Consider the following 24,564-nt stretch of genomic DNA (forward strand, 5'->3'; position numbering starts at 1 on the left):
ACCCAGAAGAAGATGATGTCAAACCCGGTGACCAGAACATCGCCCGGATAATATTTGGCAAGTTCCGGGGTCTTGTCCGGCCAACCCAGCGTCGAATACGGCCACAGACCAGATGAGAACCAGGTATCAAGAACGTCTGTTTCCTGGGTCAGTTCGACATCTTTGCCGTAATGCGCCTTGGCAGCTGCCATGGCTTCTTCTTCGGTTTCTTCAACGAAGAATTCCCCATCGGGGCCAAACCATGCCGGAATACGATGGCCCCACCAAAGCTGACGGGAAATACACCATGGCTGGATGTTACGCATCCATTCGAAATAGGTATTTTCCCAGTTCTTCGGCACAAAGCGAATGCGGCCATCTTCAACCGCCTCGGTGGCGGGCTTGGCAAGAACTTCGGCATTTACGAACCACTGATCGGTCAGATACGGCTCGATCACAACGTTCGAACGGTCGCCGTATGGAACCATGTGAACGGTATCCTCGATCTTTTCAAGCAGACCGAGCTCGTCCATCTTTGCGACGATCAGTTTGCGGGCTTCAAAACGATCAAGGCCACGGTATTCCTCGGGCGCTTCATCATTGATGCGCGCATAATCATCAAGGATGTTGATCTTTTCCAGACCAGCACGTTTGCCGACTTCAAAGTCATTGAAATCATGCGCCGGTGTGATTTTAACAGCACCCGATCCTTTTTCCGGATCGGCATATTCGTCGGCGACGATCTTGATGCGACGTCCAACAATCGGAAGAATGCAGTATTTCCCGATCAGGTCCTGATAGCGTTCGTCATCCGGGTGGACTGCAACACCGGTATCGCCCAGCATCGTCTCGGGACGTGTGGTCGCAACGGTGATGAACTCGCCGTCACGGCCTTCGATCGGGTATTTGAAATGCCAGTAATGGCCTTTGACTTCTTTCTGAACGACTTCAAGGTCGGAAATCGCGGTCAGAAGCTTCGGATCCCAGTTCACCAGACGCTTGTCGCGGTAAATCAAGCCATCCTTGTGCAGCTTAACGAACACCTTGCGGACCGCAGCCGACAGGCCATCATCCATGGTAAAGCGCTCACGCGGCCAATCGGGCGACGCGCCCAGACGGCGCAGCTGATTGGTGATGGTGCCACCGGATTTCTCTTTCCACTCCCAGACCTTCTCGACAAACTTTTCACGGCCAAGGTCATGGCGTGTGACGTTCTGTTCGCCAAGCTGGCGTTCAACGACCATCTGGGTCGCGATTCCTGCATGGTCGGTACCCGGTTGCCAAAGGGTATCCTTGCCGTTCATCCGGTTGTAGCGGACCAGGATATCCTGAAGCGTGAAGGTCAGTGCATGCCCCATGTGGAGGCTACCGGTCACGTTGGGCGGCGGCATCATGATGACATAGGGATCGGCACTCGAGGCCGGATCAGCGGCAAATGCCCCTGCTTTTTCCCATTTATCGTAAAGTCTGCCTTCAACATCGGCCGGGTTGTAGGTCTTCTCCAACATGGTCTTTTGATCCGCTGCGGGTTTAATTGTTTATCCAAAGAAAAAGCGGCGCACCGTTGGCGCGCCGCTCGAATGTCAAAATCGGCTCGCCTACAGGTCTTCGGCGCGGTTCACAATCCGCTCGATTTCCTTTTTCACAAGGCGTTCGATCATATAGGGAAGGTTTTCGTCAAGCCATTCCTTAAGCAACGGACGCAGCATATCGCGCACCAGATCCTCAAGGGTCGCGTGACCCGCGTTGATGCCAAGGGCAACTGCGCGTTTCTTTGCAACAGCTTGCGCCAGTTCCGAGATGGTTCCGGTGGCCGTCGATTCCGTCAAATTCGAAATCAGCGGTTCGTCGTCTTCATCATCGTAAAGGGCTGGCATTGCCGGTTCGGGCTCTGGTTCCGGTTCCGGCTCTTCAAATTCCTCATCCAAAGGGGTTTCATCGAAATCGAGCATATCGTCGAGTTCGAGTTCTTCCTCTTCTTCCGGCTCGTCGAGCTCCAGTTCCTCGGGTTCTTCCTCGAACTCAAGTTCCTCAGGCTCTTCGTCAAGCACAAGTTCGTCGATTTCTTCTTCAGGCTCGGGTTCTGGTTCCGGCTCGGGCTCTGGTTCTGGCTCCGGTTCCGGCGTCGGTTCGGGTTCAGGAGCAGCTTCCTGTTTTTCTTCATCCCCCTCATCGGCAAGAATCTTGCGGATGGACTGGAGGATATCCTCCATGGAAGGTTCTTGTTGCCCGTCACTCATAATTAAACTTCCGCACTAGTGTCATTTAACCAGACCGATCCGACCCAAGTTCGAAGGCAGGATGTCGCCACCCTGTCCCGACCATCAACCAATCAATCCGTTCCCCACCACTGGTCCTTGACCTTGTTATAGTTGGACTCAGTGTCATAAATTTCGACCGGCAGACCAAGGACCTGCGCATTAAGCGCCCCCATGGCAGCCTTAACCTGAAACTCGGCAACCGCAGCGTCACGGCGCGAACCCACAAGATCCACACGTGCCTGCAACAGTTCCTGTTCCTGATCAAGAACATCAAGAACGGTACGCGAACCAACCGATGCTTCACGCTGAACGCCATCAAGGGCGACTTCAGCCGATGATACCTGTGCCTGCTGCGATTCGATGCTTGCACGTGCTGTGACAAGCGTCTCCCAAGCACTGGTTGCGTTTTCGATTACGGAACGGCGCGCTTCATCAATCTGGATCCGGGCCTGACCGGCGGTCTGCTTTGCCGAACGCACGTTCGAGAAAACAGCTCCCTGCTGGTACAGCGGAATCGAGACTGAAGCGATAATGTCCGCCGTATCAGACGTGAAATCATCGTTTGACGCTTCATGCTGGCGCTCAACACCGGCAGCAAGGCTTACTTCCGGATAAAGCGAACCTTCGCTCAGACGAATGTCGGACTGAGCAGCTTCTTCGCTGTAAATTGCCTGCAAGACATCAGGGTGCTGGCCCTGTGCAATCGTCAGAACATCGGAAATGCTTGTCGGAAGTCCCGAGAGTGCATTGGGAATTTCAAGATCGCTTGGCGGATTCCCGACAAGGCGCTCGTATTGCGCCCGGGTATTGGCCAAGGCACCCTGTGCCGAGATCAAGTTAGCCTTTGCACCTGCAAGGCGTGCTTCGGCCTGGGACACGTCCGTACGGGTCACCTCGCCAACATCAAAACGATCACGGGTCGCTTCAAGCTGACGCTCCAGAACACGCACGTTGTTCTGATTAAGCTCAACAACCGCAGTATCACGCAGAACGTTGAAATACGCCGTTGCCACCTGCAGCATGACATCCTGCTCGGTCGAACGCAGCGACGCGCGGGCAGCCTTGATGCGGGCCTCTGCACGTTCGGTTTCTGCCGTGGTACGGCCGCCACGATAAAGCGGCTGCGTGACATTGAGGCCAACCGTATAAGGCGTCAGGCTGTTATCTGTTTTCGTACCGTTGACTTCTGTTTCGGTATCACGAACGCCTGCGCTACCAGAAAGGCTTACACTCGGCCGCCAGTTTGACAATGCCGAGGAAATTTCTTCATCGGTCGAACGAAGTGCTGCACGACCGGCTTCGAGTGTCGGGTTGCTCTGGTACGCCTTGATAAGTGCGTCTTCCAGGCTTTCTGCAGAAGCGCCGCTGGCAACAACGCCGCCGGTCGCCAGAATACTGCAGGTCAGCAAGAACCGTTTGATCATTTATCTACCCTTGTAAAATCCTACACCAAGTCCCGACCCCGGCGCAGTTTCACGTATGGTAACGACGGAAGGAAAATTTTCCAAGAAAAGAGGCATTTGCATCAAAAAAAAGTAATTTGCCCCGTTTCTCCGTCATCGCCGTTTTCAATCGTAGCGGCTCATATCGCGCTCAACTTCAAGCGCCCATGCATCTATACCGCCGCGAACATTAAAAAGCTCTTTAAATCCATGATCCTCAAGCAACAGGCCCGCATGGCGACTGCGAACGCCATGATGACAAATGATCGCCAAAGGCATATCAGGCGCCAGTTCATCCAACCTTCCCGATAGTTGGGAAAGAGGAATATGGAGCGCCTGATCTATCGCGCAGATTTCAAGTTCCCAATCTTCGCGGACATCAAGCAAGGCAATCGGTGCATTCGCATCAAGCCGTGACGCAAGTTCAGCACAACTGATGTCGAGCACCGTCAAACCTCAATCAGAATACAAAGCTTTCTGCCGGTTCAAATCCCGGAAGATACGGAATGTTCGCATCAAACAGATCGCGATGCCCGATGACACCGTTTTCGCGCTCGTAAAGGCGTGCAACGCCTACTTTGCCCGGTTCACGCACCACGGCGAGCAAACGACCACCTTCGGAAACCTGTTCAAGGATACCCGCCGGAACTTCTGCAACAGCGCCATCGAAGACGATGACGTTGTAAGGAGCCTGTTTGGCATACCCTGATGCGAGATCACCTTCGACAACAATGACATTGTCATAGTTTAGCTTCTGGAAGGTCGCCTCGGCGGCAGCAGCCATATCCTTGTCGCTTTCGACAGATACCACGGTTTCTGCCACGCGCGAGATCAGCGCGCTGGAATAGCCGTACCCGGCACCAATCACCAGGGCAACATCCGTTTCAGCAATCTCGGCATTTTGCATAAGGCGCGCAATCACCATCGGCTCCATGGCAAAACGCCCGGCGCCCACGGCGATATCCTCATCGATATAAGCAACGCCGCGCTTGCCTTCCGGCAGGAACAGTTCGCGCGGAACCCCTTCCATCGCTGCAATGACCAGCGGATCGGTAACCTTGTTGGTCCGAACCTGATTTTCCACCATGTTATGGCGCGCGATTTGGTAATCCATGATTATCTGACCTGAAAATTCTCGCGAGAAACAGACCACAGTCTTCTTGTTGTCCCCAAAGACGGCTGCGGCAATTGCCCTGTTTATAGTCAGCACTTAAGCACCTGACAACCACGGATCAAGCTCAACCTACTCTTTGAGCGCAGATTTATGTTCTTTTGTTCTTTGAACGAAGACACCATCCTCCCCAGCTCACTATTTCTCTTTGCAGAAAAGTTCGGGCGCTGCGCGAGCAGTTCGCGAGCGTCTTGTTCTTCACACAAACGTTTTTGAACAATCGCCGGAATACAACGCAATAGCGTCCAACCAAGTTTATAGTACATCCGCACCGCACGCGTTGGTGCTGCAACGGAATAACCTCGTTGCGGCAATAGACTTCTCATATGTTGAGGGACTTGAGCCCCTCCATAAGGTTTTCCCGGGCGTTTTTTCTTTTTCTTAGCACTAATCCCCAAGCCTTCAGAAAAATGTAAAATTGGGTGCTTGACGGGGTGCGTTTGTTGAGGCTATACACCGCTCCAGCCAACGCGAAGGCGCGATGGCGGAGTGGTTACGCAGAGGACTGCAAATCCTTGCACGCCGGTTCGATTCCGGCTCGCGCCTCCACTGATCCGGCATAGCTCAGTTGGTAGAGCAAATGACTGTTAATCATTGGGTCGCAGGTTCGAGTCCTGCTGCCGGAGCCATAAACCCCTGGAACTAAGTTCCGGGGGTTTTTGCTTTTCGGGCCAATATCATTCCGCAGTTATTCCAAATGTGATTTGCCCCTTCCCGCCCCCAGAGCATGATGCGCTTTACGCAATTCAATTCAACCAGTTGGGAAATGGTTTACGTCATTATCGCGCCTGCCGATAACCTGTCGCGACCATGTTGAAAAAAGACGCAATTTTGGCCGGATTTTCTCAAAAAAGGTCTTGCGGGCCTCGGACTGTTTGATTATACACCTGCCACGCGCATCGAAAGACGCGCAGCGCCTGATCCGGCATAGCTCAGTTGGTAGAGCAAATGACTGTTAATCATTGGGTCGCAGGTTCGAGTCCTGCTGCCGGAGCCAATTAAAAAGGGACCGAACGTAATGTTCGGTCCCTTTTGCTTTTGAACGTCAAAACACGGATGTTTGCCCCATGAAAACCATCAAAATCGACCTTCGCGAAGTTGAACTCGCCACCCTGTCCGGACCGACCCGCGGATGGTTGATCACGGGCGAAGGCGGAGTCATTCATGGCTTGGTACACCCGATTGACGGGGATCTGTTCACGATCTCGTCGACAACCGATGCCCGGATACAGGCGTTTGGCTGGTGCCCAATGTTCGACAGTCTGGCGCATGTCCAAGCCGACCTTGAAATCGCGCTTGCCATGAGTTCACAGGATGAAGTTGAAGCCTGGCTTGAAGAGTCCGAGCGATTTGACGACGGACATCATGGTCACGTGCATTAATCGCGACGCCACATCTCCGCACTTCACGCCTCCCATAGCCTGCTGCATCGCACTGCCATAAAAACTTCGTGTTTGCAGCGCTTTATTGATGCACAGCAAATCAATATAATTGGCATCGCTCTAAAATATCGCACTGCATCATGATGGTGCGCTGAAAAAACAGCGCACGCATCACCATATAGGGCGAGTTGGCCGAAATCTGGCCGGCCCACACAGGACAAGGCGCAAACTGGCGATGAGTACAATCAACCTCGATCATCTGTTTAAACCGAAATCAGTCGCCGTGATTGGCGCTTCCAATCGGCCGCACTCGGTCGGCAGCGTGATAATGAAGAACCTGCTTGCCGGTGGATTTGACGGGCCGATCATGCCGGTTAACCCACGCAGTCAGTCAATCGGTGGCGTTCTGGCCTACCCCGACGTTAACAGTTTGCCCGTGGTGCCAGAGCTTGCCGTCATCTGTGTCCCGCCCAAAGGCGTTGTTCCCGTTATGGAATGCCTGGCCGAAAAAGGCTGCCTTGCGGCAATTGTCCTGACCGCTGGCCTCAGTGCGGAACAGTATGATGACAACCGCACGGTCAAACAGGCGATGCTTGATATCGCGGCCTCCAAGAAGATGCGCCTGCTTGGTCCGAATTGCCTTGGCCTGATGGTGCCGGGCATTGGCCTGAATGCCAGTTTCAGCCATCAAAGCATTGGCAATGGCAAGATTGCCTTTGTTTCGCAATCAGGTGCCCTGTGTACCGCCGTTCTCGACTGGGCTGCTGCACGTGGAATCGGCTTTTCCCACTTTATTTCGCTGGGTGAATGCGATGACGTCGATTTTGGCGATGTCATCGACTATCTGGGCTCGGATCCCGATACCCGGGCGATCATGCTTTATATTGAATCCATTCACGAACGCAGAAGCTTTATCTCGGCCGCCCGTGCCGCATCGCGCAACAAACCGATCCTGTGCATCAAATCCGGTCGCTTTGCCGAGGGTGCTGCGGCGGCCGCGTCCCACACCGGGGCGCTTGCCGGGGCTGATGACGTTTTTGATGCCGCCATCAAACGGGCCGGTGTTTTGCGCGTATACACGGTGAGTGAGATGTTCTCGGCAGCTGAAACGCTGTCGCGCATGCGCCCGTTCCGTGGTGACAAGCTTGGTATCGTGACAAACGGTGGCGGGATCGGGGTGCTTGCGGTTGACGCCCTGATCGAAAGACATGGCCAGTTGGCCCACCTTGACGACGAAACCATTGCAGCCCTTGACGAAGTCCTGCCGCCGACCTGGTCGCACGCAAACCCGGTTGATATCATTGGCGATGCACCGGGTGAACGTTATGCCAAGACCATTGACGTTGTCCTGAAGGACAAGAATATCGACAGCTTGCTGGTGATGCATGCCCCGACGGCCATCACCGATCCGGTCGAAGTCGCACAGGGTGTGATCGACACGATCAAGAACAGCAAGAAAAACATCCTGACCAACTGGGTTGGCGAGGCCACCGTGGCTGAGGCGCGTAACATGTTCTATGCGGCTGGTATTCCGACCTATCGCACGCCGGAAAATGCTGTTGCCGCCTTCCAACACATGGTCAATTTCCGCAAGCTGCAAGAACTCTTGATGGAAACGCCGCCTTCGGTGCCGCATGACTACACACCGGATGTCGACAAGGCACGCAGCATCATTCATGCCGCCATTCACGCCGGACGTCACATGCTGACCGAACCGGAAGCAAAATCGGTTCTGGAATGCTTTGGCATCAACACTGTCAAAACCTATGCCGCCCTTGATGTTGACGATGCCGTTAGCAAGGCAGAAAAGATCGGCCGCCCGGTCGCACTCAAGATCCTGTCGGACGACATCAGCCACAAGTCCGATGTCGGCGGCGTTATCCTGAACCTTGAAAACGGCGAGGAAGTCCGTGCTGCGGCCGAAAAAATGCAGCGCGTTATTGGCAAGAAATTCCCGGAAGCCCGCCTGCGCGGTTTCACCGTTCAGGAGATGGTCAAACGTGACGGCGCGCGTGAATTGATTGTTGGCATGACCACCGACCCGATCTTTGGCCCCGTGATCCTGTTCGGGCATGGCGGTGTCGAGGTCGAAGTCGTTCGTGACCGCGCCATGGCCTTGCCGCCGCTGAACATGAAGCTTGCCCGTGAACTGGTCGAAGGCACACGCATTCATAAGCTTCTGCAAGGTTACCGCGATGTCCCGGCGGTCAACCTTGAAGAGCTTTACATGACCTTAGTGCGGCTTTCGCAGTTGGTTGTGCAGTTGGGCGAAGTTGTCGAGCTTGATATGAACCCGCTTCTGGCCGACCGTGAAGGTGTGATTGCGCTGGATGCCCGGATAAAAGTAACGCCAAAGGTTGTAAGCGACGAACAGCGCCTCGCCATTCATCCCTACCCGCGCCATTTGAAGGAAAAGGTGGTGATGGATGACGGGACGACCTATTTGCTGCGTCCGATCAAGCCCGAAGATGAACCGGCCCACTACGAGTTTATGTCGCGGCTAACCCCGGAAGATATTCATTTCCGGTTCTTCGGCTCGGTCCGTGAATTGCCGCATTCGGAAATGGCCCGTCAGACGCAGCTTGATTACGACCGCGATATGGCCTTCCTTGCCATCCTGCCAAACGGTGATCAGGAAGGCGAAATTCACGGTATCGTTCAGGTCGTCATTGATCCGAATAACGAGAAAGCCGAATACGCCATTATGGTGCGCTCCGATATCAAGGGCCGAGGCCTTGGCCGTATTCTGATGGAAAAGATGATCGAATTCTGCCGTCGCAAGGGCACAGAAACCTTCATCGGCCAGGTTCTGCCAAATAACCGTCGGATGTTGACCCTTTGTGAAAGCCTTGGTTTCAGCCGAAAATTCATCCCGGATGAAGAAGTGTTTGAAGTCACCCTGCCCTTGCAGCGTGACCCGGAATAAGCTGCATCTTCATGGCCAAAAAACAAAAGCCCGGTGAAATACCGGGCTTTTTCGTTTCAGGCATAATCTTCAATAAATTCAGGCGGTTTCTGCGACAAGCTTGGCCTTGATATCGGCAACGGCCTTTTCCGGGTCGATGCCCTTTTCACGAAGCGAATCAATTGCTTCATTCTCAATCGTGCGCAGTTCCTGCAAGGTTGTCTGCACGTCTTCAAGCTGCTGTTCAAGCTCTTCGATCCGGCGACGTCCAACCAGCATCAGATGCGCAAGCTGTTCCGTCCGACTGCGGTCTGCGTCATAGAGATCGATATATTCCTTGATATCCTCAAGCGAGAAACCAAGTCGCTTGCCACGCAGCACCAGCATCAGCCGCGCCCGATCGCGATAATTATAGACGCGCGTCGCACCGGCACGCTGCGGTGCAAGCAGGTTCTTGGTTTCGTAAAACCGGATCGCACGCGGCGTTATGTCGAATTCTTCGGCCAGCTCGGTAATGCTATAAAGCTTATCGTTCATGTTTTTTCTTGTTTGTTGAATGCGGTGCGTCACCATCGCAACATTCCGACATCCCAGTCAACTGATTTACGCATACGTAAGGCCATAACATCGGGTGCCGGGCGTTACGAAGACGTCCTGTCATTCATTGTAAACAGGCAAACTTCGAACGTAATCAAGATCGACAGGAACATAGTCCGGTCCCTCGAAGATCTCCCCATCTGTCAATGCACCTGGCCAGAATGCACGGTGAGACAACCATGTCCCGCCATCTGGCATCGGGATGCTAAGTGTGTCGCAATACCCTTCGCGGTGTTGCGCGCGAAGATCAAAACGCCCGGACAGCCCATCTTCGAACAATGGCCCATCGGAAACGCGCGGATCACGCAAAACGCCGTCATAGGGATCAAACACCTCCGGATATGTCCGATGGTTGGCAAGATCGCCTTCAAACGAAACAGGCAATGGACCATCCGCCGACAGCGAAAGTTTGTCGGCCGGACCAAAGAATGTCTGATCAAATGGCATCAGGTCTTCGGGGAGTTTTGCCGGATCGGCATGTTCAATCGCATTGCGGGCATTGATCAGACCGCGCGTCGTACCCTTCTTGATGTATTTCTGGCGCAGGAAAAAGCTGTTGTGCAGGCAGGCGGAAACATAATCCGGCTGGGCCACTGATCCGCCCTTGCCCAGTTTGAAAACAGCACCGCCGTTATTCTCGTCCCCTTCTGGGCCCGGGCGGCTGTCAAACCAGCAGATATTGCCGAAATAATACCAGAACCCGCCACGCACACCGTCCTGCGAAAACAGCTTGTGGCAGTTATAAAACCGGTTGCGGCCGATCCACCAGCCAACGGCGGTTGCTTCGGGCTCTATCGGGTTGTCGCGGATATATCTGAACCGGTTGTCAAAGATCCTGACATCGCGGTTAAAGCTGCCCACGGGTGCATCCAGATTATGTTGGGATACATCCATCCGAACGCCGTTATAGCAATCACAGATATCGTTTCGGATGATTTCGACATCCCCGCTAATATCATCAGCCCCAAAGAACGCCCCGTTCAGGTAGCGATACTCGACCTCGATAACATTGCCGTCTTCGTCCTTGCCGTCATGAATTTCATCCCAGCGAATCTGACGCCAGATATCGGGGTTTTGGACCCAATGGCAATCCGTGATCGAGATGCCGCGGGTTTGCTCGCCGTTGGCATAAAAGGCATAGGTGCCGTCGGTGATATCAAGGTCGCGAAACGCCAGATGCTGACTGTTTTCGATATAAACCGCACTTGGCCAAGCCCGCTTGATGGTAAAAAGCTCAAGCCGGATATGCGCGACATCAATCAACTGGAAAACGGCATAACCGTCCCGTCCCGGATTGCTTGCCGAAACGGAAGAATCAGGAAGCTTTGCCGCGTCGATTATCGCATCGGGTTCGCCGCGCACAATGATCGGTTGATCAGCCGTTCCACTGCGCGGGAAACGCAAGGGCTCATCAAAGCAATAATCCCCCGCGATCATCCGGATCATTTGTCCGGGCCGGCTTTGCGCAATCGCCTGATCAAGGGTCAATGTCGGGCGGATTTTGGCATCAATCCAATGTTCTTGCCCGTCTGCTGATACATACACAACTTCCATAACCCGCCCTCCCTGTTTGGATTGCAAAACCATAACGCAAAACAACCAGAGGCCAAGTATGTTGTTTCAGTCGTGCTTTGGAGGCAACCGAATTCATATCCTCATACTTTTTGAAATGTCACCACGTACCGTGCAAAACGCAAAACTGAGTTTTCCTCACATTCCGGTTTTAGCGCGTGTTACCTAGACGCGATCGCCGCTTTCCATCGGCCATCTTGTATGATGGCTGTCGATCACAAAACGATGTTTATGGGTTACAGGCGGGTGGAAGTGCCGATGCCGGTGCTTGTCTGTCTCGGCCGCATCTTCATGAATATGGACGTGATGCGGGTCATTATGGTCGTGCGGATGTTCGTGCCAGAACCCCGGATGACTGTGTTTGATTTCAAGCCTGTCTTCCTTCGGCCAGAGCATGACAGCAACAATCACAGAGCCGATTGCCATGCCCCCGGATGCCAGAAAAGCCGCTGACAAATCCGCCAAACTTCCAAGCCAGCCAACGATGCCATAAGCAAACAGCCACCCGCCATGCGATAACGCGAAGTTGGCAGCAAAGAACGCAGAACGATCCCCGTCCCCGGCAGACCGTTGCACAAGCCGACCGCTGGGGGTTTGGGCAAATGTTGTCCCAGCACCGGCAATCAGCCACAGAATTGCAAAGGCGATGACCGACGCCAAATCTGAAATCATCAAGACACCGCCAAGCAACATCGCGACCGCCGCAGCGACAATACCCGCCAACATCAGATGGCGTTCACCAACACGTTTAATCAATCGCGGGATCAGGAATGCCGCACTCATTGATCCGGCGCCGGCACAGGCCAAAAAGCTTGTCGTCAGCAACTCTGTCCCGCCAAGAATGCCGCGCGTCAGAACCACGGTATTGACGATGATCATTGCCCCAACCGATGACACGGCGACATATACAGCCAGAAGCCCGCGCAAACGCGGCGTCTTGAGATAAGCCACAATGCCAAACACCGTATTGGCATAAATGCCACCAGTCCGATCCGTCGGTGCGGCCTGCGGGATCTGTGCTGTCATGATTAGCAAAGCCGAAATCGCAAAGGTCAGGCTATTGGCCAAAAACAGACTGTCAAACGACCAAACAACCAAAAGGGCCGCGGCCAAGGCCGGGCTCACCAGGTTTTCAAGGTCATAGGCCAATCGCGCGTAAGAAAGCCCCTTGGTATATGCCTTTTCATCCGGGAGAATTTCCGGGATGATCGCCTGAAACACAGGGGTAAAGGCGGCCGAGGCCGCGTTTACAACAAACACCAGAACGAAAATCTGCCAGACCTGATCAACAAAGGGCAGACAAAGCACGATCCCGGCGCGCAACACATCCAACCCGACCAGCCACATCCGACGCGGCAACAGATGGGCCACGCCCCCAGCCACCGGCGCGATCACGAGATAGGCCACCATTTTCAAAACAAGGATGGAGCCAAGCACCCGACCAGCGTCGTCACCGGCAAGATCATAAGCCAACAGCGATAGCGCCACCGTCGTCAGCCCGGTCCCGATCAGGGACGTAATCTGGGCGGAAAACAGATAGCGAAAGGCCGGTTGGGAAAACGGGGATAGGTTTGATGTCATCACCGCCCTTTCATTCTCGTCCGAGGCACAGGACCCTCAGGATGCGGCCTCGGCCTGGTTGGCACGTTCGCTGGCCATACATTTCTTGTCTGGCAGTTGAAGCACTTTTCCCGTGCGCAATTCAATGATCCGCGTTGCAAGTTTCCGTCTGAAATGCGGATCGTGCGAGACAAGGATCATGGCTTGTGGCAGCCCCAGAAGGATTTCTTCAAGCCGTCGCAGGTTTTCTTCATCAAGCGCGTTTGTCGGCTCATCAAGCAGCAAAACATCGGGCTTCATTGCAAGGACAGCAGCAACAGAAACCAACCGTTTCTCACCGCCAGAAAGCTCATGGGTAATGCGTTCACGCAGGTGTTTAAGATGCAGTTGATCCAGGACCTCATCCACGATCGCAAGTGCTTCGTCCCGGCTGGCACCCAAGTTTAGCGGACCAAAGGCAATATCCTCGATCACGGTTGGGCAAAACAGCTGGTCATCGGGATCCTGCACGATAAAACCAACCCGGCAGCGTAAATCGTGAAATTCGGCATCGGTAACCCGCGGGGTGCCAAAGGCACGAATTTCACCTGCATGCGGCTTAATCAGGCCGACAAGAATACGCAAAAGCGTGCTTTTACCAGCCCCATTCGGCCCTGCAAGGAACAGTCGTTCACCCGGATCAAGCGTCAGACTGACACGATCAAGCACATTCTGCCCTGCCCGATAACCATAGGAAATATCATTCAATTCAATAAGCGACGACATACATGCGATCCATCAGGACAAGGGCAATAATCAGGGCAAGAAAGAAAACGGCAAATGCACCGTCCCGACGCTTGAATGCCAGATCATCAATCATCGGGAAATGCCCACTAAACCCGCGGCATTTCATAGCTTCAAGCACACGTTCGGCCCGTTCAAGCGACCGTACGACCAACATGCCAAACAAATAGCCAAAAGACCGGTAGGTATGGGCATTGTTGCGGGCCTTAAACCCGCGAAGTTTCATCGCCATGCGAAGACGATGATATTCGTCATGAAGCACCGAAATATAGCGCACCGTAAACATCATCAGATGCACCAGAACCGGCGGACATTTCAGACGATATAGCGTGTGACCAAGTGTCACCGGCGTCATACCCGAAAGCAGGCTGAGCATCATAAGCACAACCGCATTGGCCCGTATGCCGACAAGAATGGCATGCATCAGGCCTTCCTTGCTGGCCTCTGCCCCAAGGACCGAAAACATCGGTGTTCCGGGGGTCGTAAACGGCAACATTACCAGCATGACGATAATGAACCCGTCCATCGCCGCCATGCGTTTCAGGGTTACGCGCAGCGGCAGGTCCGTCAGGCTCATGGTAATGGCAGCAAATATCAAGGCACCGAGTGCAAACTCGATCTGATGCAGAGCCACCACGACGATTGCAAAAACACAGGCCGCGACCCCCCTTACCCTGGGATCGAACGTCCCGACGAATGACGGTGATTGTCCGCCATGTGCCTGAACGCTCAGGGGTTGATCATGTCCGAAAAGGTGGCTCATGCGTTGGGTGCTTTTGCTCTTAGCCGTCGCGCAGCGATGTAATAAATGATCCCGAAGGCACCGAATATATAGCCAATGCCGCCCAGAATCGATTGAAGATCATTCTTTTCCTTGTAGGCGGTGAGCTCGCGCCTGAGCGGACGCAATTCGTCACGCACGATGGTCGCAATGATTTCTGCCTGTTCGTGAGTAATTGCAGGCTCAGCCTTTGACCCTGCCCCCGATGCTGTCGGCGCCTTTGACGATACTGTTTGCGCAGCCTCATCAGCACCCGCTAGGTCCGCTATGGAAAAGATTGCCTCGGCGACGTGCCCTGCCCCGAGATCGGCACGAAAACGCAGATCAACTTGTTGGCTTGGCGTGTAGACAAAGAAACCATCACCATCAGTGGTAACTTCATCAATCTTGTTGCCATCAAGATCAAAGATCTCAACAAGCGTGTTTTCGGCCATGACACCGTTGGAGAAACCGATTTCACCTTCGACGTTTGAACCGCTTGGAAACAGGGATGCGATAACCTTGTGCGCCTGTGCAGGTGTGGTGCCGACCACAAGCATGCCAAGCGCAAAGACCAGCATGAGTGATCTAGCCATTGGATGCCTCGCCCGCCTGCTTTGCACGCAAGGATGCTGCTGGCTGCATCTCGAAACCCGATGTCTGATCGGCGGGTTGCAGCAAGGCCGGTTTGACCTTGGCGATCAGATATACCGATGCCGCTGAAACCAGCCCTTCGACCACCATGATCGGAATGTGGGCAAAGAAGACCAGCTTGGCCGCCGGGACAAACGCATCACCGCTGAGCGCAAGCGAAATCGCGACAAACACCGTTGTCAGCCCGATGGAAAATGCACCGGCACATCCACCAAGCACGGCGGCTGCGACCGGGTTGCTGCGCGACACCATTCCCCGGAACAAAAGCCCCGCCAGCACAGCCGGAAAGGCGATATTGACCGTATTGACGCCAAGAACCGTCAAACCGCCAAAGCCAAAGAAAACCGCCTGAAGCAAGAGACCGACAAAAAGTGCCGGAAACGCGGTCCAGCCAAGCACGAGCCCGGCAAGACCGCTCATGATCAGATGCACACTGGATGGTCCCACCGGCACATGAATAAGCGAGGCAACAAAGAATGTTGCCGACAAAACCCCGGTAGCAGGAATTTTATCGATTGGCAGTTTACGCAGTCCAAGGCCAAGCCCGGCAACTGCAAGAATACCCCCGCCAATCAAGACTTCCGGTGCCAGCGCACCATCAACAATATGCATCTGTTTTGTCCCTCGCCTATTTCACATCATAGGCGCGAACCCACAGGACTGCATCCTGTGAAAGTTCCTTGCCCTGAAATTCTTTTTCAGGGCCGCTGCCAAGTGCTGCAAATCCCCAAAAGCCTGCCTTGGGGACACCAAAAGTGAAATACCCGTTTTCATCGGAAATGGCCACAACCGCACCGCCGGGCATTGGCGATGCCGTTGGGCTTTTGGGGGTATTGCTGGCCATATCGGGTTCTGCTGCCATGTATTCGATTTCGACTTCAACACCGGCGACAGGTTGGCCTTCGCTTAGCACACGGCCGGTAAAGGTCGAACCGGCAATGATGTTGGTTGGTCGATTAAGCGGCAGGATTTCGGTTTTAAGACCTTGCGGTTCCATCCAGTCGGTCGGAATTTCATTGCGGTTCACATAGGACTTCGTGATCTGCTGGATGAAGATATCTTCGCTTTCTTCGAAATACGGTGCCGGGACCACCACCATGACGTAATCACCGCTGCGGCGCAGTGTTAAAGTTGCGTCAAAGGCCGCTGCCGAGTTGGCAATTCCGGTGAAAGTAATCGGCGAAAGCGTTGATTTCAGATCAATTTTCTCACCGCGATTAACCGCATAAAATTCAAACGGCTCGGCCATATCCATGACATGGCCGTTTTCAAACGGGTGCCAGAAAATCAGCTTTACCGGCTGATCCCCGGCCTTGGTCACGTTTACGTTCGGCGTATAGGCCAATTGAAAATGCGCATGCGCCGGCATGGTCGCCGACAGCACGCAGGCGCTTGCAATCGCAAGCCTGCCAAGGGTCTTAAACATATAATCGTCTCTTTCTCAAACGATGCACGCAGGCCAACGGCCCAACGCACAGGGTCAGGACAAAGAACGATAGGATGGCTGGAAGCAAGATTGCGGATCTTCAAAAGACCGTTTGTACCCCTGCAACCTGACGCTCACCCCGGCGTCCAACAGTTTCATACCGGGCAATCAGCACCCGGCAGTCAAAGGCAGGTCTCCTGGCTCACGGTTTGAAAAGCAATGCGCCTTCCCGGTTTGCACCAGTGGCATATGCAATGCTCTGACCGCTTACAGTTGCGGGGGCAGCCGTGGCTTTGTCATGCATGACGCACCACGTTCCCTTTTAAGTTGGTCCAATCGGATCAACACCAAAGACAATGTCATAATCCACGCCGGACGGATTGCTGTCAACTCCCTGCCCCATGGTCCATGACAATCTTTTTGCGGATGGCTTGACGCGCCTTAAACCGGGCGCGAAGATCACCCGCAATTTTGCCGACGGGCCGCAAAAGCCTGCAATCAGATGGGTGGAAACATTATGAAACCTGAAACGGTTCTTGTTTTCTGGTTCAAGGAACTCGAAGAAAAACAGTGGTTTATCAAGGATGAAGCCCTCGATCGCCATATCGCGGAACGCTTTGCCGATTTTCATGCCGCCGCCACGGCCGGAGAGCTTTTTAACTGGCGCAAAACCGCCCATGGACGACTTGCCGAGATCATCGTTCTTGATCAGTTTTCACGCAATATGTACCGCGATCAGCCACAGTCCTTTGCATCAGATCCAATGGCATTGGTGCTGGCACAGGAAGCTGTTTCCTTGAGGCTGGATCGCAAACTGGTCACACCGCAGGAACAGGCATTTCTGTATATGCCCTACATGCACTCAGAATCCGAAATCATTCATGAAGTGGCGGTTGACCTGTTTTCACAGCCCGGCCTTGAGCACAATTCCGAGTTCGAGCTGAAACACAAGAAGATCATTGACCGGTTTGGCCGCTATCCACACCGCAATGAAATACTGGGTCGTCCATCAACGGCAGAGGAAGTGGCGTTTCTCAAAGAACCCGGATCATCGTTCTGAGCATTAAAAAAGGGACGGTTTCCCGTCCCTTTTATTCGATCTCACTTGATCACGGAACATCAGCCGACATCACGGTCGCGATTATCCCACCAGCCCTGCACAAGGCTTTCTGCCTCATCCATGTAATCCGCCTTGCCGGCAAGGAAGGCTGCCATGGCAGCACTGCCCTTGATCTTGGCTTCGGCAGGAATATCTTCTACCTCGCCACGCCAGACAGCCAGGAAGTGCTTTAGCGACACAGGGCTTTGTTCTTCGCCGTCTTTCTCGGTTTTCGACAGCAATGCGGGCCAGCGAACATCATTCAGCTCACCATTATCAAGCATGCGCAGATCGACATGCTTATAGGGTGTTCTTTCGGCTTCGCCGCCACCGCCCTTGATCACACCGATGCGTGGAAGTTCCAAGAGCTTGCCGGTTTCACGATGGACATCAAGAAACGCCGGATGAAACACACCAAGGAAGGCTGCACGCGCATGCAACGGATTAAGCAAACGCAGTAACGTATTGACCGGACTGCGCAACCCAAGAATCGGACGCAATCCAATCAGCTCCTGCAGTTTGGGATGCATGTGACGCAGCGGCAGATATGCAAAGCCCTTCGATGCGATATCAGAACGCGCTTCTTCTGCAGACATGGCAATCGGAAGCTTAAGCGCCTTGATGGCAACTTCTGTGCTGATCCCGTTGACCAGATGCGAGTTATAGCCATGCATCAGCACCGGAACATTATTCTGTGACAGCAAAAGCGCCGACAGCACGAACCAAGGCAGACCACGGGTCCGACCGGCCGCATAGGATGGCCAATCCAGCGCAGGACGCATAAGCGCGTCATCTTTGCTGTCTTCATCCGGTTCAAGGCGCGCGGCCTTGCGCACAGCTTCGATCATGCCAGCCAGTTCTTCGGGCGTTTCAGCACGGTAGCGCAGCATCAAAAGGAATGCGCCAAGCTGGATCGGTTCGACCTCGTCGCGCAGGATCATCGAGAACGCATCAAATGCCTCCTCGCGGGTCAGACTGCGCGAACGGCCCGGCCCACGGAAAAACGTGCGCAGATAGCCAGAAAACGGATGCGCCTCTGGTAAGACATTCTCATCCTCGAGCTGTTCAAGATGCTCGTCGGTCATATGGTTTCACCGGAATAGTTGGTGTTACTGATCGTGAATACGCGTGAAGACCCACTCTGTCTCGGTCGAGAGGTCATCCTGATAGCGATAGCCATCAACATTAAACTTCTTGAGCTCTTGCGGGTCTTCGAGCCGATTGTCAATCATATAGCGTGCCATCATGCCACGCGCACGCTTTGCCGAGAAGCCGACAACCTTGGCCGTACCGCCCTTCACTTCCTTGAACACAGGCGTAATTACCGGGCCATCAAGGACCTTGGTCTTGATCGATTTGAAATACTCGTTCGAGGCGAGATTGATCAGGCTACGGTCCTTGTGACCTTTGGTAATCTCGTTGATTTCTTTTGAAAGCTTATCATCCCAGAACGCGTAAAGGTCCTTGCCCCGCGGGTTCGAAAGGCGCGTTCCCATTTCAAGACGGTATGGCTGCATCAAATCACGCGGCTTCAGAAGGCCATAAAGGCCCGAAAGCATCCGAAAATGGTCCTCTGCCCAGTCGATGTCTTCGGCCTTCATGGTATCGGCATCAAGGCCGACATAGGTATCACCGCGGAATGCAAAGATCGCCGGTTTGGCGTTGGTGCTATTAAACGGACGCGAAAAATGCTGAAAACGCTGATAGTTCAGATCGGCAAGGTTTTCGCTGATGCCCATGAGCTTCATCAAATCGCTGCGGCTTTTTTTGCGCGCGACATCAACAAGTTGTTCGGTGTCGTCCAAAAATGCGGGTTGAGAAACAGACATTTCCGGGACGTCTGTTTCGAAATCCAGCTTCTTGGCCGGGGACACAACAGCAAGCATCAATCTGCCTCTTCTCTTTCATCTCGGTTCGATTTGTCGTAACAAGCCACAAGGCATGGGCAATGTCTAGGGTCCAACCCTATGTACAGGAGTATACGGCTGTACATGGATTTGGACCCTTAGCGTTATCCATAAACTTCTAATCTTGCAGAAAATCCGTCGGTTGCAAGTTTTGACGGATGAAAGGACCCATTATGAGTGAACAAGTTCGCGCGTCGCACATTCTTCTGATGTATGCCGGTTCGGCACGTTCGACCGCCACCCGCACCAAAGACGAAGCCCTGACCGAAATCAACGCGCTGAAAGATCAGATCGCAAACGGTTCTGATTTCGCGGAACTGGCAAAAGCCAATTCCGATTGCCCGTCCGGCCAGCAGGGCGGCGACCTTGGCTTCTTTGGCCGTGGCATGATGGTTCCGGAATTCGATGCTGCTGCGTTCAGCATGGAAGTTGGTTCGACGTCTGACGTGGTTGAGACCGATTTCGGTTACCACCTGCTGCAGCGCACCGCATAAGCAATCGCTTCCGCGTGATGCAAAACGTAAAGGCTGGCATTTGATTGCCAGCCTTTTTCTTTTTCAGACGCGCCTGTCAGAAATCGACAACCGGGGCATCAAGTTCGTATTGCCCCTTGTGATCTTCGATTTCCAGCACCCAGACATCCGGATCATAGCCAATTTGTTTGCGCCAATATTCATCGCAGGCAAACTCAGTTTCGCGGTCCCCATCCGGGCCACCGGCCACCAGCATCCAGCCCAGCTCCCCATCAAGTGTCGTCACACGTGAATAGACAAAGCACCCTGCATCAAACCGGTTGAGCTTCACAAGCACGGCGCCTGCATCTTCGTTGCCCTTATGGACAACCATCGCCGTAATCAGGTTCGACTGGCAAATCGCGATCTGCGCGCGCATCCACAACCCGGCTTTCAGACGCGGTTGCATCTATACCCCTTCCCGTGACGCGGTCACGTTTTCGGGCATTTGCAGGATCAGGTTCGGGTTGGGGCAGATACTTTCCCAGATATCCCATTCAGACGGTTTGGCAGCGCCAAAGAAGTCCCCTTCGCGCCCCAGCATGTCAAAGATGATCTGGAAATGCAGATGCGGGATCCAGTCGCCATTGATCGGGAAATCGCCAAACCGACACAGAATGTCACCGGCGTTGATTTCCTTGCCCTTGTAAAGCCCTTCCAGGGATTCGCGGCTGAGATGACCATAGAGCGTATAGAACCTGATACCCTCGGACGGTTCATGCTGCAAGATAATGGTCGGCCCATAATCCAGATGCAGGTTGTTATCGGCAAAGCTATGCACAACACCGTCCAATGGCGCAAATACCGGGGTATATGCCGGTGCGAACAGATCAATACCAAGGTGCTGACTGCGGGCCTCGCCATCGTTTTTGAACTGTTCGGACTGATAACAGATGCGGTCTTCGCGATAACGCCCAATGCCAACCGGGGCATTGGCATCGGCCAGTTGCTGCCACATGATTTCGGTCTGGCGCGCCGGATCGCTCTCGCCACCAATCACCACATCGCCGTTTGAAGAAAAGTCGTAAACGATCTTCGCGCATGTTTTGAGGTCGCATTCCATGACCGAGTGAAAAACATCTCGGTTCTCATCGATCCACGCACGCAGGTTTGCGGCTTCTGGCATCGGCTCCTCGCCATTTGCAAAGCGGTCCTGATAGGATTGAAGACGTTGGGCAACAGCAGTCGATCGCAAGGCGGTCACGGTGGTGGCTCCGAAACAGAAAAAGGCAGGGAACGATGCCCTGCCTTTAGCTACATTAATTTTTGCCCGAACGGCAAGCCTTGGCTTACCAGTTGGTCACTTCATATTCGCAGGACACATCATCATCATCGGTGTCGGTCAGTGCAACCGTCAGGCGGCGCATCTGCGGATTGAAGCGTTTGATGAAGTTCAACAGCAGCAGGGCTTCTTCGGAAAGCTCGCCGGCGTCTTCGTCATCTTCATCAATTTCGCAAAGCTCGACCAGTTCCAGGAACAGGGCACCAAGGGCGCGTTTGACGTCTTCGCCACCCTTAAGGCCGCCGGTAAGCTCACCAAGGGGTGAAAGATCGATTTCGAGTTTGCGCAGGTTTTTGCTCATCTGGTCGATGGCATCTTCATCAAGCACCATTTCGGCCGCGATCATGTGCGTGCCGACTTCGTTGATGTTCATGAAACCAATGAACTCGAACAGGTCGTCCTTGGTGCGACCGTCTTCCAGCAGCTTTTCGGTATGGGCTTCGAATTCTTCGAAGTCGATGTCGTCGCCGAGATCGTTTTCAAGATCGCTCATGTCGCTCTCCAATCAAAATTTGCGCTGCTGATACTCTGGATTGCGGGAAAACTCAACCCGGACTGGTGACATGACCATCTGCTATGCATCCATCACATTGCGTGGCAAACAATATTGCGAACGATAGCGCATTATCACTAGGATTAGAATAAATCTGATGGAACGGCTTTGAATGGAACCCGTTATGCCCACCTTCACGCTTCTTGATGTTGTCGCAATTTGTTGGGCGTTTGCCTGGTGGGTTGGTTATACGATTTTTGCCGATGCCAGTTCGCGACGCCGCAACTCCATCTCCGCCCATATGGCACGCAATCGCCATCGCTGGATGGAACAGATGCTCAAACGCGACATCCGGATGGTTGATACATCAATCGCCAGCAACCTGATTACCGGCATCAGTTTCTTTTCCTCGACGACCATTCTGGTCCTGATCGGTCTGATGGCGCTCCTTGGTTATACCGACAAGGCGATTGAAACTGTTTCTGCCCTGCCCTTTGCCGCTGTCACCACGCCAGCTGTGTTGGAGTGCAAGGTGGTGTTGCTGATCGTGATCTTTATTTATGCCTTCTTCAAATTCACGTGGGCGTTTCGGTTATCCAACTATTGCTCCATCCTGATCGGTGCCGCCCCGGAAGCCGACGCGCCAGATGCGGCCCGCGCGGCTGCACGTGCATCACGCATGAGCATGATGTCGGCCCACAACTTCAACCGCGGAATTCGCGCCTATTTCTTTGCGCTGTCGGCATTGGGGTGGTTCTATCATCCGCTTGCCTTCATTGTTTGTGCGACCTGGGTGACGCTGGTTCTCTATAATCGGGAATTCCGATCGCACGCGCTCGATATCCTGAGCGGTCATCACTGATCGTCACCGCAACGAAAAAGGGCCGCACATGCGGCCCTTTTTTATCTATCACAGTCCTGTCTTCAGGCTGCTTGTGCCTTACGTCGGATCGCGAAGGTCGCAACGATCAGCAACACCAGACCAACCGGCAAAGCGGCACTGTAAAGCAGCGTGCCCCATCCGGACCCGGCATAGATCGTGCCTGCCGACAGTGATGCAATCGCAACGGTGCCGAACACGCAAAATTCGTTGATCGCCTGTACCCGTGCCTGTTCGGACGGACGGTAGTTTTCGGTCAGGAACGTCGTCGCACCGACAAACATGAAGTTCCAGCCAACGCCGAGAAGTACCAACGACACCCAGAAATTGCCGATCAAGTCCTGTCCGGCAAGACCAACCGCAAGACAGGCAAAGTTCAGGATTGCACCGGCCTGAATGACCTTGAGCGCACCAAATCGCTTAATCAGGTTACCGGTAAAGAAACCGGGCGCATACATGCCGACCACATGCCACTGAATGATAAAGGCGGCATCACCGAACGCGTAATCGCAATCAAGGATCGCAAGCGGTGTCGCCGTCATCACAAAGCTCATGACCGCATAGCCAAGCGCGCCTGCAATGATCGCAACAATAACGGCGGGTTGACCCATCACGGTCGATAGCGGGCGTGCCGGTTCAGCATGCTTGTGCCCGCGCATATCGGGCAAGCGCAGCTGACCAATGGCAATCACCAACAGGAACTGCAAGCCGATCAGGGCAACGAAGGTGCCAAGAAACGGGATCGTCTCAAACCAGTCCCGCGCAAAGCTTGCCAGGTTCGGCCCGATAAAGGCCGAGGCAAGCCCGCCCAGCATGGTGTAGGAAATCGCACGTGCACGAAATTCCACCGGCGCGGCTTCTGCGGCGGCGAAACGGTATTGCATGGCGATGGCATTGCCAGCACCAATGCAGGCACATGCCACACAAAGCAGCCAGAAATTGGCGTAGTAGACAGCGCCCATACCCGACACTGCCCCCATCATGGCAATGGTCGCCCCCATCCAGAACCCGAATTTTCGGCCCATCTTGGCCATGACAACCGCCGACGGGGCCGTCATCGCCATCATGGCAATCATCATGAAGGCAACTGGCAGGGTTGAAAGGGATTTGTCACTGGCCAGCGAAAAGCCGATCACAGCGGCGACCGTGAAAATCAACGACATCGCGCTGGCAGACAACGCGACGCACAGACTCAAAATCATGATGTTCCGGCGAACTTCCGGGCTCGACATTTGGGGCTCCCTTCGATGGCGTTGGTGGCGCCGTAATAATGTGTTGAACAAAACCTGCCTTTGGCAAAGGCTTGCGTCTTGCTCTACAAGTTTGTCCTGTTATATTAAGTCTTCACCTTACGGGATAGTATCAATGCACGGCTTTGCCGACAAAAAGTTGAATACCGCCAAAAACACTGCACGCCTGATTGGCGTTGCGGCGGTTCGTGCTGTCCCGAAAGTCGCTTTTTTCAAAGAGCGAACTTGACCTCATCCTGAAATTCCTTTTCTTGTGCATTTACCCCGCGTAAACATGCGGGTCCTATATGTGCATTCCTGAATTATGCCCGCAGATAAAGCAGAGTTGAGCCAACCATGATTGCCCTGACCCTTCCCGATGGTGCCGTGCGCGAATTTGACGGCCCGGTATCGGGTTTCGATGTCGCCAAAAGCATCAGTTCTTCGCTGGCAAAGAAGTCCTTTGCCATCATCGTCAACGGTGAAGTGCGCGACCTCGCGCGCGAGATTGACACTGACGCGACTATCGAAATCGTGACCAAGGGCCATGCGGAAGTTCTGCCGCTGATCCGTCACGATTGTGCGCATGTCATGGCCGAAGCCGTCCAGGAACTTTATCCCGATACGCAGGTCACGATTGGCCCGTCGATCGAGAACGGTTTCTATTACG

General features: G+C 53.9%; 25 protein-coding genes, 3 tRNA genes and 1 riboswitch. Of the genes, 9 read left to right on the top strand and 19 right to left on the bottom strand.

The features are described 5' to 3' along the window. The 5 genes from B2T33_RS11760 to B2T33_RS11780 all read right to left on the bottom strand — a co-directional run. Window positions 1–1,487: valine--tRNA ligase (locus B2T33_RS11760; protein WP_286792073.1), on the bottom strand; the 1,487-nt coding region annotated here is incomplete at its 3' end. A gap of 90 nt (window positions 1,488–1,577) precedes the next feature. Then, window positions 1,578–2,192, bottom strand: a complete 615-nt coding sequence (locus tag B2T33_RS11765) for a DUF2497 domain-containing protein (RefSeq protein ID WP_286792074.1) — start codon at window positions 2,190–2,192, stop codon at window positions 1,578–1,580. A 119-nt stretch (window positions 2,193–2,311) separates the two neighbouring features. Beyond that, window positions 2,312–3,664, bottom strand: coding sequence for a TolC family outer membrane protein (locus B2T33_RS11770; RefSeq protein WP_286792075.1), 1,353 nt, complete (start codon window positions 3,662–3,664; stop codon window positions 2,312–2,314). A gap of 144 nt (window positions 3,665–3,808) precedes the next feature. Then, on the bottom strand, window positions 3,809–4,129 hold the full coding sequence (locus tag B2T33_RS11775) for a rhodanese-like domain-containing protein (RefSeq protein WP_231959732.1): 321 nt from the start codon (window positions 4,127–4,129) through the stop codon (window positions 3,809–3,811). A gap of 13 nt (window positions 4,130–4,142) precedes the next feature. Beyond that, window positions 4,143–4,796 carry a protein-L-isoaspartate O-methyltransferase family protein gene (locus B2T33_RS11780; RefSeq protein WP_008890969.1) on the bottom strand — a complete coding sequence of 218 codons (654 nt, stop codon included), beginning with the start codon at window positions 4,794–4,796 and terminating at the stop codon, window positions 4,143–4,145. A gap of 532 nt (window positions 4,797–5,328) precedes the next feature. Between B2T33_RS11780 and B2T33_RS11785 the strand changes: the two genes are divergently transcribed. The 5 genes from B2T33_RS11785 (at window position 5,329) to B2T33_RS11805 (ending at window position 9,161) form a co-directional block, all read left to right on the top strand. After that, a tRNA-Cys gene (locus B2T33_RS11785) sits at window positions 5,329–5,402 on the top strand. Between the two features lie 4 nt (window positions 5,403–5,406). After that, window positions 5,407–5,482, top strand: a tRNA-Asn gene (locus B2T33_RS11790). A gap of 292 nt (window positions 5,483–5,774) precedes the next feature. Beyond that, a tRNA-Asn gene (locus B2T33_RS11795) sits at window positions 5,775–5,850 on the top strand. A gap of 70 nt (window positions 5,851–5,920) precedes the next feature. After that, window positions 5,921–6,235, top strand: coding sequence for a hypothetical protein (locus tag B2T33_RS11800; RefSeq protein ID WP_063089667.1), 315 nt, complete (start codon window positions 5,921–5,923; stop codon window positions 6,233–6,235). 235 nt (window positions 6,236–6,470) lie between these two features. Then, the gene (locus tag B2T33_RS11805) at window positions 6,471–9,161 is read left to right on the top strand and encodes a bifunctional acetate--CoA ligase family protein/GNAT family N-acetyltransferase (RefSeq protein ID WP_286792076.1); all 2,691 of its coding nucleotides are present in this window, start codon (window positions 6,471–6,473) and stop codon (window positions 9,159–9,161) included. A gap of 78 nt (window positions 9,162–9,239) precedes the next feature. On the opposite strand, the gene B2T33_RS11810 is transcribed toward B2T33_RS11805, so the two are convergent. The 8 genes from B2T33_RS11810 to B2T33_RS11845 form a co-directional block, all read right to left on the bottom strand. Then, the gene (locus B2T33_RS11810) at window positions 9,240–9,677 is read right to left on the bottom strand and encodes a MerR family transcriptional regulator (protein WP_063089670.1); all 438 of its coding nucleotides are present in this window, start codon (window positions 9,675–9,677) and stop codon (window positions 9,240–9,242) included. A gap of 120 nt (window positions 9,678–9,797) precedes the next feature. Then, on the bottom strand, window positions 9,798–11,291 hold the full coding sequence (locus B2T33_RS11815; RefSeq protein ID WP_197147532.1) for a hypothetical protein: 1,494 nt from the start codon (window positions 11,289–11,291) through the stop codon (window positions 9,798–9,800). 183 nt (window positions 11,292–11,474) lie between these two features. Then, window positions 11,475–12,890 (bottom strand): MFS transporter, encoded by a 1,416-nt coding sequence (locus B2T33_RS11820; RefSeq protein ID WP_286792077.1) that lies wholly within the window; start codon window positions 12,888–12,890, stop codon window positions 11,475–11,477. 36 nt (window positions 12,891–12,926) lie between these two features. After that, entirely contained in the window at window positions 12,927–13,634 is a 708-nt protein-coding gene (locus B2T33_RS11825) for an energy-coupling factor ABC transporter ATP-binding protein (protein WP_197147534.1), read from the bottom strand. Further along, window positions 13,618–14,415 (bottom strand): cobalt ECF transporter T component CbiQ, encoded by a 798-nt coding sequence (gene cbiQ, locus B2T33_RS11830; RefSeq protein WP_286792078.1) that lies wholly within the window; start codon window positions 14,413–14,415, stop codon window positions 13,618–13,620. The genes B2T33_RS11825 and cbiQ overlap by 17 nt, the downstream gene beginning before the upstream one ends. Next, window positions 14,412–15,008 (bottom strand): cobalt ABC transporter permease, encoded by a 597-nt coding sequence (locus B2T33_RS11835; protein WP_252724126.1) that lies wholly within the window; start codon window positions 15,006–15,008, stop codon window positions 14,412–14,414. Before B2T33_RS11835 ends, cbiQ begins: the two co-directional genes overlap by 4 nt. Next, window positions 15,001–15,678, bottom strand: a complete 678-nt coding sequence (gene cbiM, locus B2T33_RS11840) for a cobalt transporter CbiM (RefSeq protein ID WP_197147535.1) — start codon at window positions 15,676–15,678, stop codon at window positions 15,001–15,003. Before cbiM ends, B2T33_RS11835 begins: the two co-directional genes overlap by 8 nt. 16 nt (window positions 15,679–15,694) lie before the next feature. Further along, window positions 15,695–16,492, bottom strand: coding sequence for a DUF4198 domain-containing protein (locus B2T33_RS11845; protein WP_197147536.1), 798 nt, complete (start codon window positions 16,490–16,492; stop codon window positions 15,695–15,697). A gap of 170 nt (window positions 16,493–16,662) precedes the next feature. After that, window positions 16,663–16,859: riboswitch (cobalamin riboswitch) on the bottom strand. 150 nt (window positions 16,860–17,009) lie between these two features. On the opposite strand from B2T33_RS11845, the gene B2T33_RS11850 reads away from it, so the two are divergent. Next, window positions 17,010–17,552: a DUF924 family protein gene (locus B2T33_RS11850; RefSeq protein WP_252724127.1), complete on the top strand. Its 543-nt coding sequence runs from the start codon at window positions 17,010–17,012 to the stop codon at window positions 17,550–17,552. Window positions 17,553–17,611: 59 nt separating this feature from the next. Here B2T33_RS11850 and B2T33_RS11855 read toward each other — a convergent pair whose 3' ends face one another. Continuing rightward, window positions 17,612–18,676 carry a glycosyl transferase family protein gene (locus tag B2T33_RS11855; RefSeq protein WP_197147538.1) on the bottom strand — a complete coding sequence of 355 codons (1,065 nt, stop codon included), beginning with the start codon at window positions 18,674–18,676 and terminating at the stop codon, window positions 17,612–17,614. Window positions 18,677–18,700: 24 nt separating this feature from the next. Beyond that, window positions 18,701–19,477, bottom strand: a complete 777-nt coding sequence (gene yaaA, locus B2T33_RS11860; protein WP_197147539.1) for a peroxide stress protein YaaA — start codon at window positions 19,475–19,477, stop codon at window positions 18,701–18,703. A 194-nt stretch (window positions 19,478–19,671) separates the two neighbouring features. Here yaaA and B2T33_RS11865 point away from each other — a divergent pair, with 194 nt between their 5' ends. Continuing rightward, window positions 19,672–19,992, top strand: coding sequence for a peptidylprolyl isomerase (locus B2T33_RS11865; protein ID WP_063089685.1), 321 nt, complete (start codon window positions 19,672–19,674; stop codon window positions 19,990–19,992). Between the two features lie 76 nt (window positions 19,993–20,068). On the opposite strand, the gene B2T33_RS11870 is transcribed toward B2T33_RS11865, so the two are convergent. The 3 genes from B2T33_RS11870 to B2T33_RS11880 form a co-directional block, all read right to left on the bottom strand. Further along, window positions 20,069–20,419 carry a DUF1491 family protein gene (locus B2T33_RS11870; protein WP_197147540.1) on the bottom strand — a complete coding sequence of 117 codons (351 nt, stop codon included), beginning with the start codon at window positions 20,417–20,419 and terminating at the stop codon, window positions 20,069–20,071. Further along, entirely contained in the window at window positions 20,420–21,214 is a 795-nt protein-coding gene (locus tag B2T33_RS11875; RefSeq protein WP_197147541.1) for a peptidoglycan DD-metalloendopeptidase family protein, read from the bottom strand. An 85-nt stretch (window positions 21,215–21,299) separates the two neighbouring features. Continuing rightward, window positions 21,300–21,785: a hypothetical protein gene (locus B2T33_RS11880; RefSeq protein ID WP_008890721.1), complete on the bottom strand. Its 486-nt coding sequence runs from the start codon at window positions 21,783–21,785 to the stop codon at window positions 21,300–21,302. A gap of 172 nt (window positions 21,786–21,957) precedes the next feature. On the opposite strand from B2T33_RS11880, the gene B2T33_RS11885 reads away from it, so the two are divergent. Next, on the top strand, window positions 21,958–22,647 hold the full coding sequence (locus B2T33_RS11885; protein WP_286792079.1) for a DUF599 domain-containing protein: 690 nt from the start codon (window positions 21,958–21,960) through the stop codon (window positions 22,645–22,647). 62 nt (window positions 22,648–22,709) lie between these two features. Here B2T33_RS11885 and B2T33_RS11890 read toward each other — a convergent pair whose 3' ends face one another. Continuing rightward, the gene (locus tag B2T33_RS11890; RefSeq protein WP_286792080.1) at window positions 22,710–23,897 is read right to left on the bottom strand and encodes an MFS transporter; all 1,188 of its coding nucleotides are present in this window, start codon (window positions 23,895–23,897) and stop codon (window positions 22,710–22,712) included. Window positions 23,898–24,251: 354 nt separating this feature from the next. Here B2T33_RS11890 and B2T33_RS11895 point away from each other — a divergent pair. Further along, a partial coding sequence (locus tag B2T33_RS11895; RefSeq protein WP_286792081.1) for a TGS domain-containing protein occupies window positions 24,252–24,564 on the top strand: 313 nt, incomplete at its 3' end.

It is taken from the genome of Thalassospira sp. UBA4513 (assembly GCF_002388495.1).
In the GTDB taxonomy this organism is placed as follows: domain Bacteria; phylum Pseudomonadota; class Alphaproteobacteria; order Rhodospirillales; family Thalassospiraceae; genus Thalassospira; species Thalassospira tepidiphila.

What these genes read in the sequence shown, in the direction of transcription:
- B2T33_RS11890 (WP_286792080.1), bottom strand. Translation starts at nt 23,897, where the DNA reads ATGTCGAGCCCGGAAGTTCGCCGGAACATCATGATTTTGAGTCTGTGC.
- B2T33_RS11825 (WP_197147534.1), bottom strand. Translation starts at nt 13,634, where the DNA reads ATGTCGTCGCTTATTGAATTGAATGATATTTCCTATGGTTATCGGGCA.
- cbiM (WP_197147535.1), bottom strand. Translation starts at nt 15,678, where the DNA reads ATGCATATTGTTGATGGTGCGCTGGCACCGGAAGTCTTGATTGGCGGG.
- B2T33_RS11765 (WP_286792074.1), bottom strand. Translation starts at nt 2,192, where the DNA reads ATGGAGGATATCCTCCAGTCCATCCGCAAGATTCTTGCCGATGAGGGG.
- B2T33_RS11835 (WP_252724126.1), bottom strand. Translation starts at nt 15,008, where the DNA reads ATGGCTAGATCACTCATGCTGGTCTTTGCGCTTGGCATGCTTGTGGTC.
- B2T33_RS11810 (WP_063089670.1), bottom strand. Translation starts at nt 9,677, where the DNA reads ATGAACGATAAGCTTTATAGCATTACCGAGCTGGCCGAAGAATTCGAC.
- B2T33_RS11800 (WP_063089667.1), top strand. Translation starts at nt 5,921, where the DNA reads ATGAAAACCATCAAAATCGACCTTCGCGAAGTTGAACTCGCCACCCTG.
- B2T33_RS11865 (WP_063089685.1), top strand. Translation starts at nt 19,672, where the DNA reads ATGAGTGAACAAGTTCGCGCGTCGCACATTCTTCTGATGTATGCCGGT.
- B2T33_RS11850 (WP_252724127.1), top strand. Translation starts at nt 17,010, where the DNA reads ATGAAACCTGAAACGGTTCTTGTTTTCTGGTTCAAGGAACTCGAAGAA.
- cbiQ (WP_286792078.1), bottom strand. Translation starts at nt 14,415, where the DNA reads ATGAGCCACCTTTTCGGACATGATCAACCCCTGAGCGTTCAGGCACAT.
- B2T33_RS11885 (WP_286792079.1), top strand. Translation starts at nt 21,958, where the DNA reads ATGGAACCCGTTATGCCCACCTTCACGCTTCTTGATGTTGTCGCAATT.
- B2T33_RS11870 (WP_197147540.1), bottom strand. Translation starts at nt 20,419, where the DNA reads ATGCAACCGCGTCTGAAAGCCGGGTTGTGGATGCGCGCGCAGATCGCG.
- B2T33_RS11780 (WP_008890969.1), bottom strand. Translation starts at nt 4,796, where the DNA reads ATGGATTACCAAATCGCGCGCCATAACATGGTGGAAAATCAGGTTCGG.
- B2T33_RS11820 (WP_286792077.1), bottom strand. Translation starts at nt 12,890, where the DNA reads ATGACATCAAACCTATCCCCGTTTTCCCAACCGGCCTTTCGCTATCTG.
- yaaA (WP_197147539.1), bottom strand. Translation starts at nt 19,477, where the DNA reads ATGCTTGCTGTTGTGTCCCCGGCCAAGAAGCTGGATTTCGAAACAGAC.
- B2T33_RS11880 (WP_008890721.1), bottom strand. Translation starts at nt 21,785, where the DNA reads ATGAGCGATCTTGAAAACGATCTCGGCGACGACATCGACTTCGAAGAA.
- B2T33_RS11845 (WP_197147536.1), bottom strand. Translation starts at nt 16,492, where the DNA reads ATGTTTAAGACCCTTGGCAGGCTTGCGATTGCAAGCGCCTGCGTGCTG.
- B2T33_RS11815 (WP_197147532.1), bottom strand. Translation starts at nt 11,291, where the DNA reads ATGGAAGTTGTGTATGTATCAGCAGACGGGCAAGAACATTGGATTGAT.
- B2T33_RS11805 (WP_286792076.1), top strand. Translation starts at nt 6,471, where the DNA reads ATGAGTACAATCAACCTCGATCATCTGTTTAAACCGAAATCAGTCGCC.
- B2T33_RS11770 (WP_286792075.1), bottom strand. Translation starts at nt 3,664, where the DNA reads ATGATCAAACGGTTCTTGCTGACCTGCAGTATTCTGGCGACCGGCGGC.
- B2T33_RS11855 (WP_197147538.1), bottom strand. Translation starts at nt 18,676, where the DNA reads ATGACCGACGAGCATCTTGAACAGCTCGAGGATGAGAATGTCTTACCA.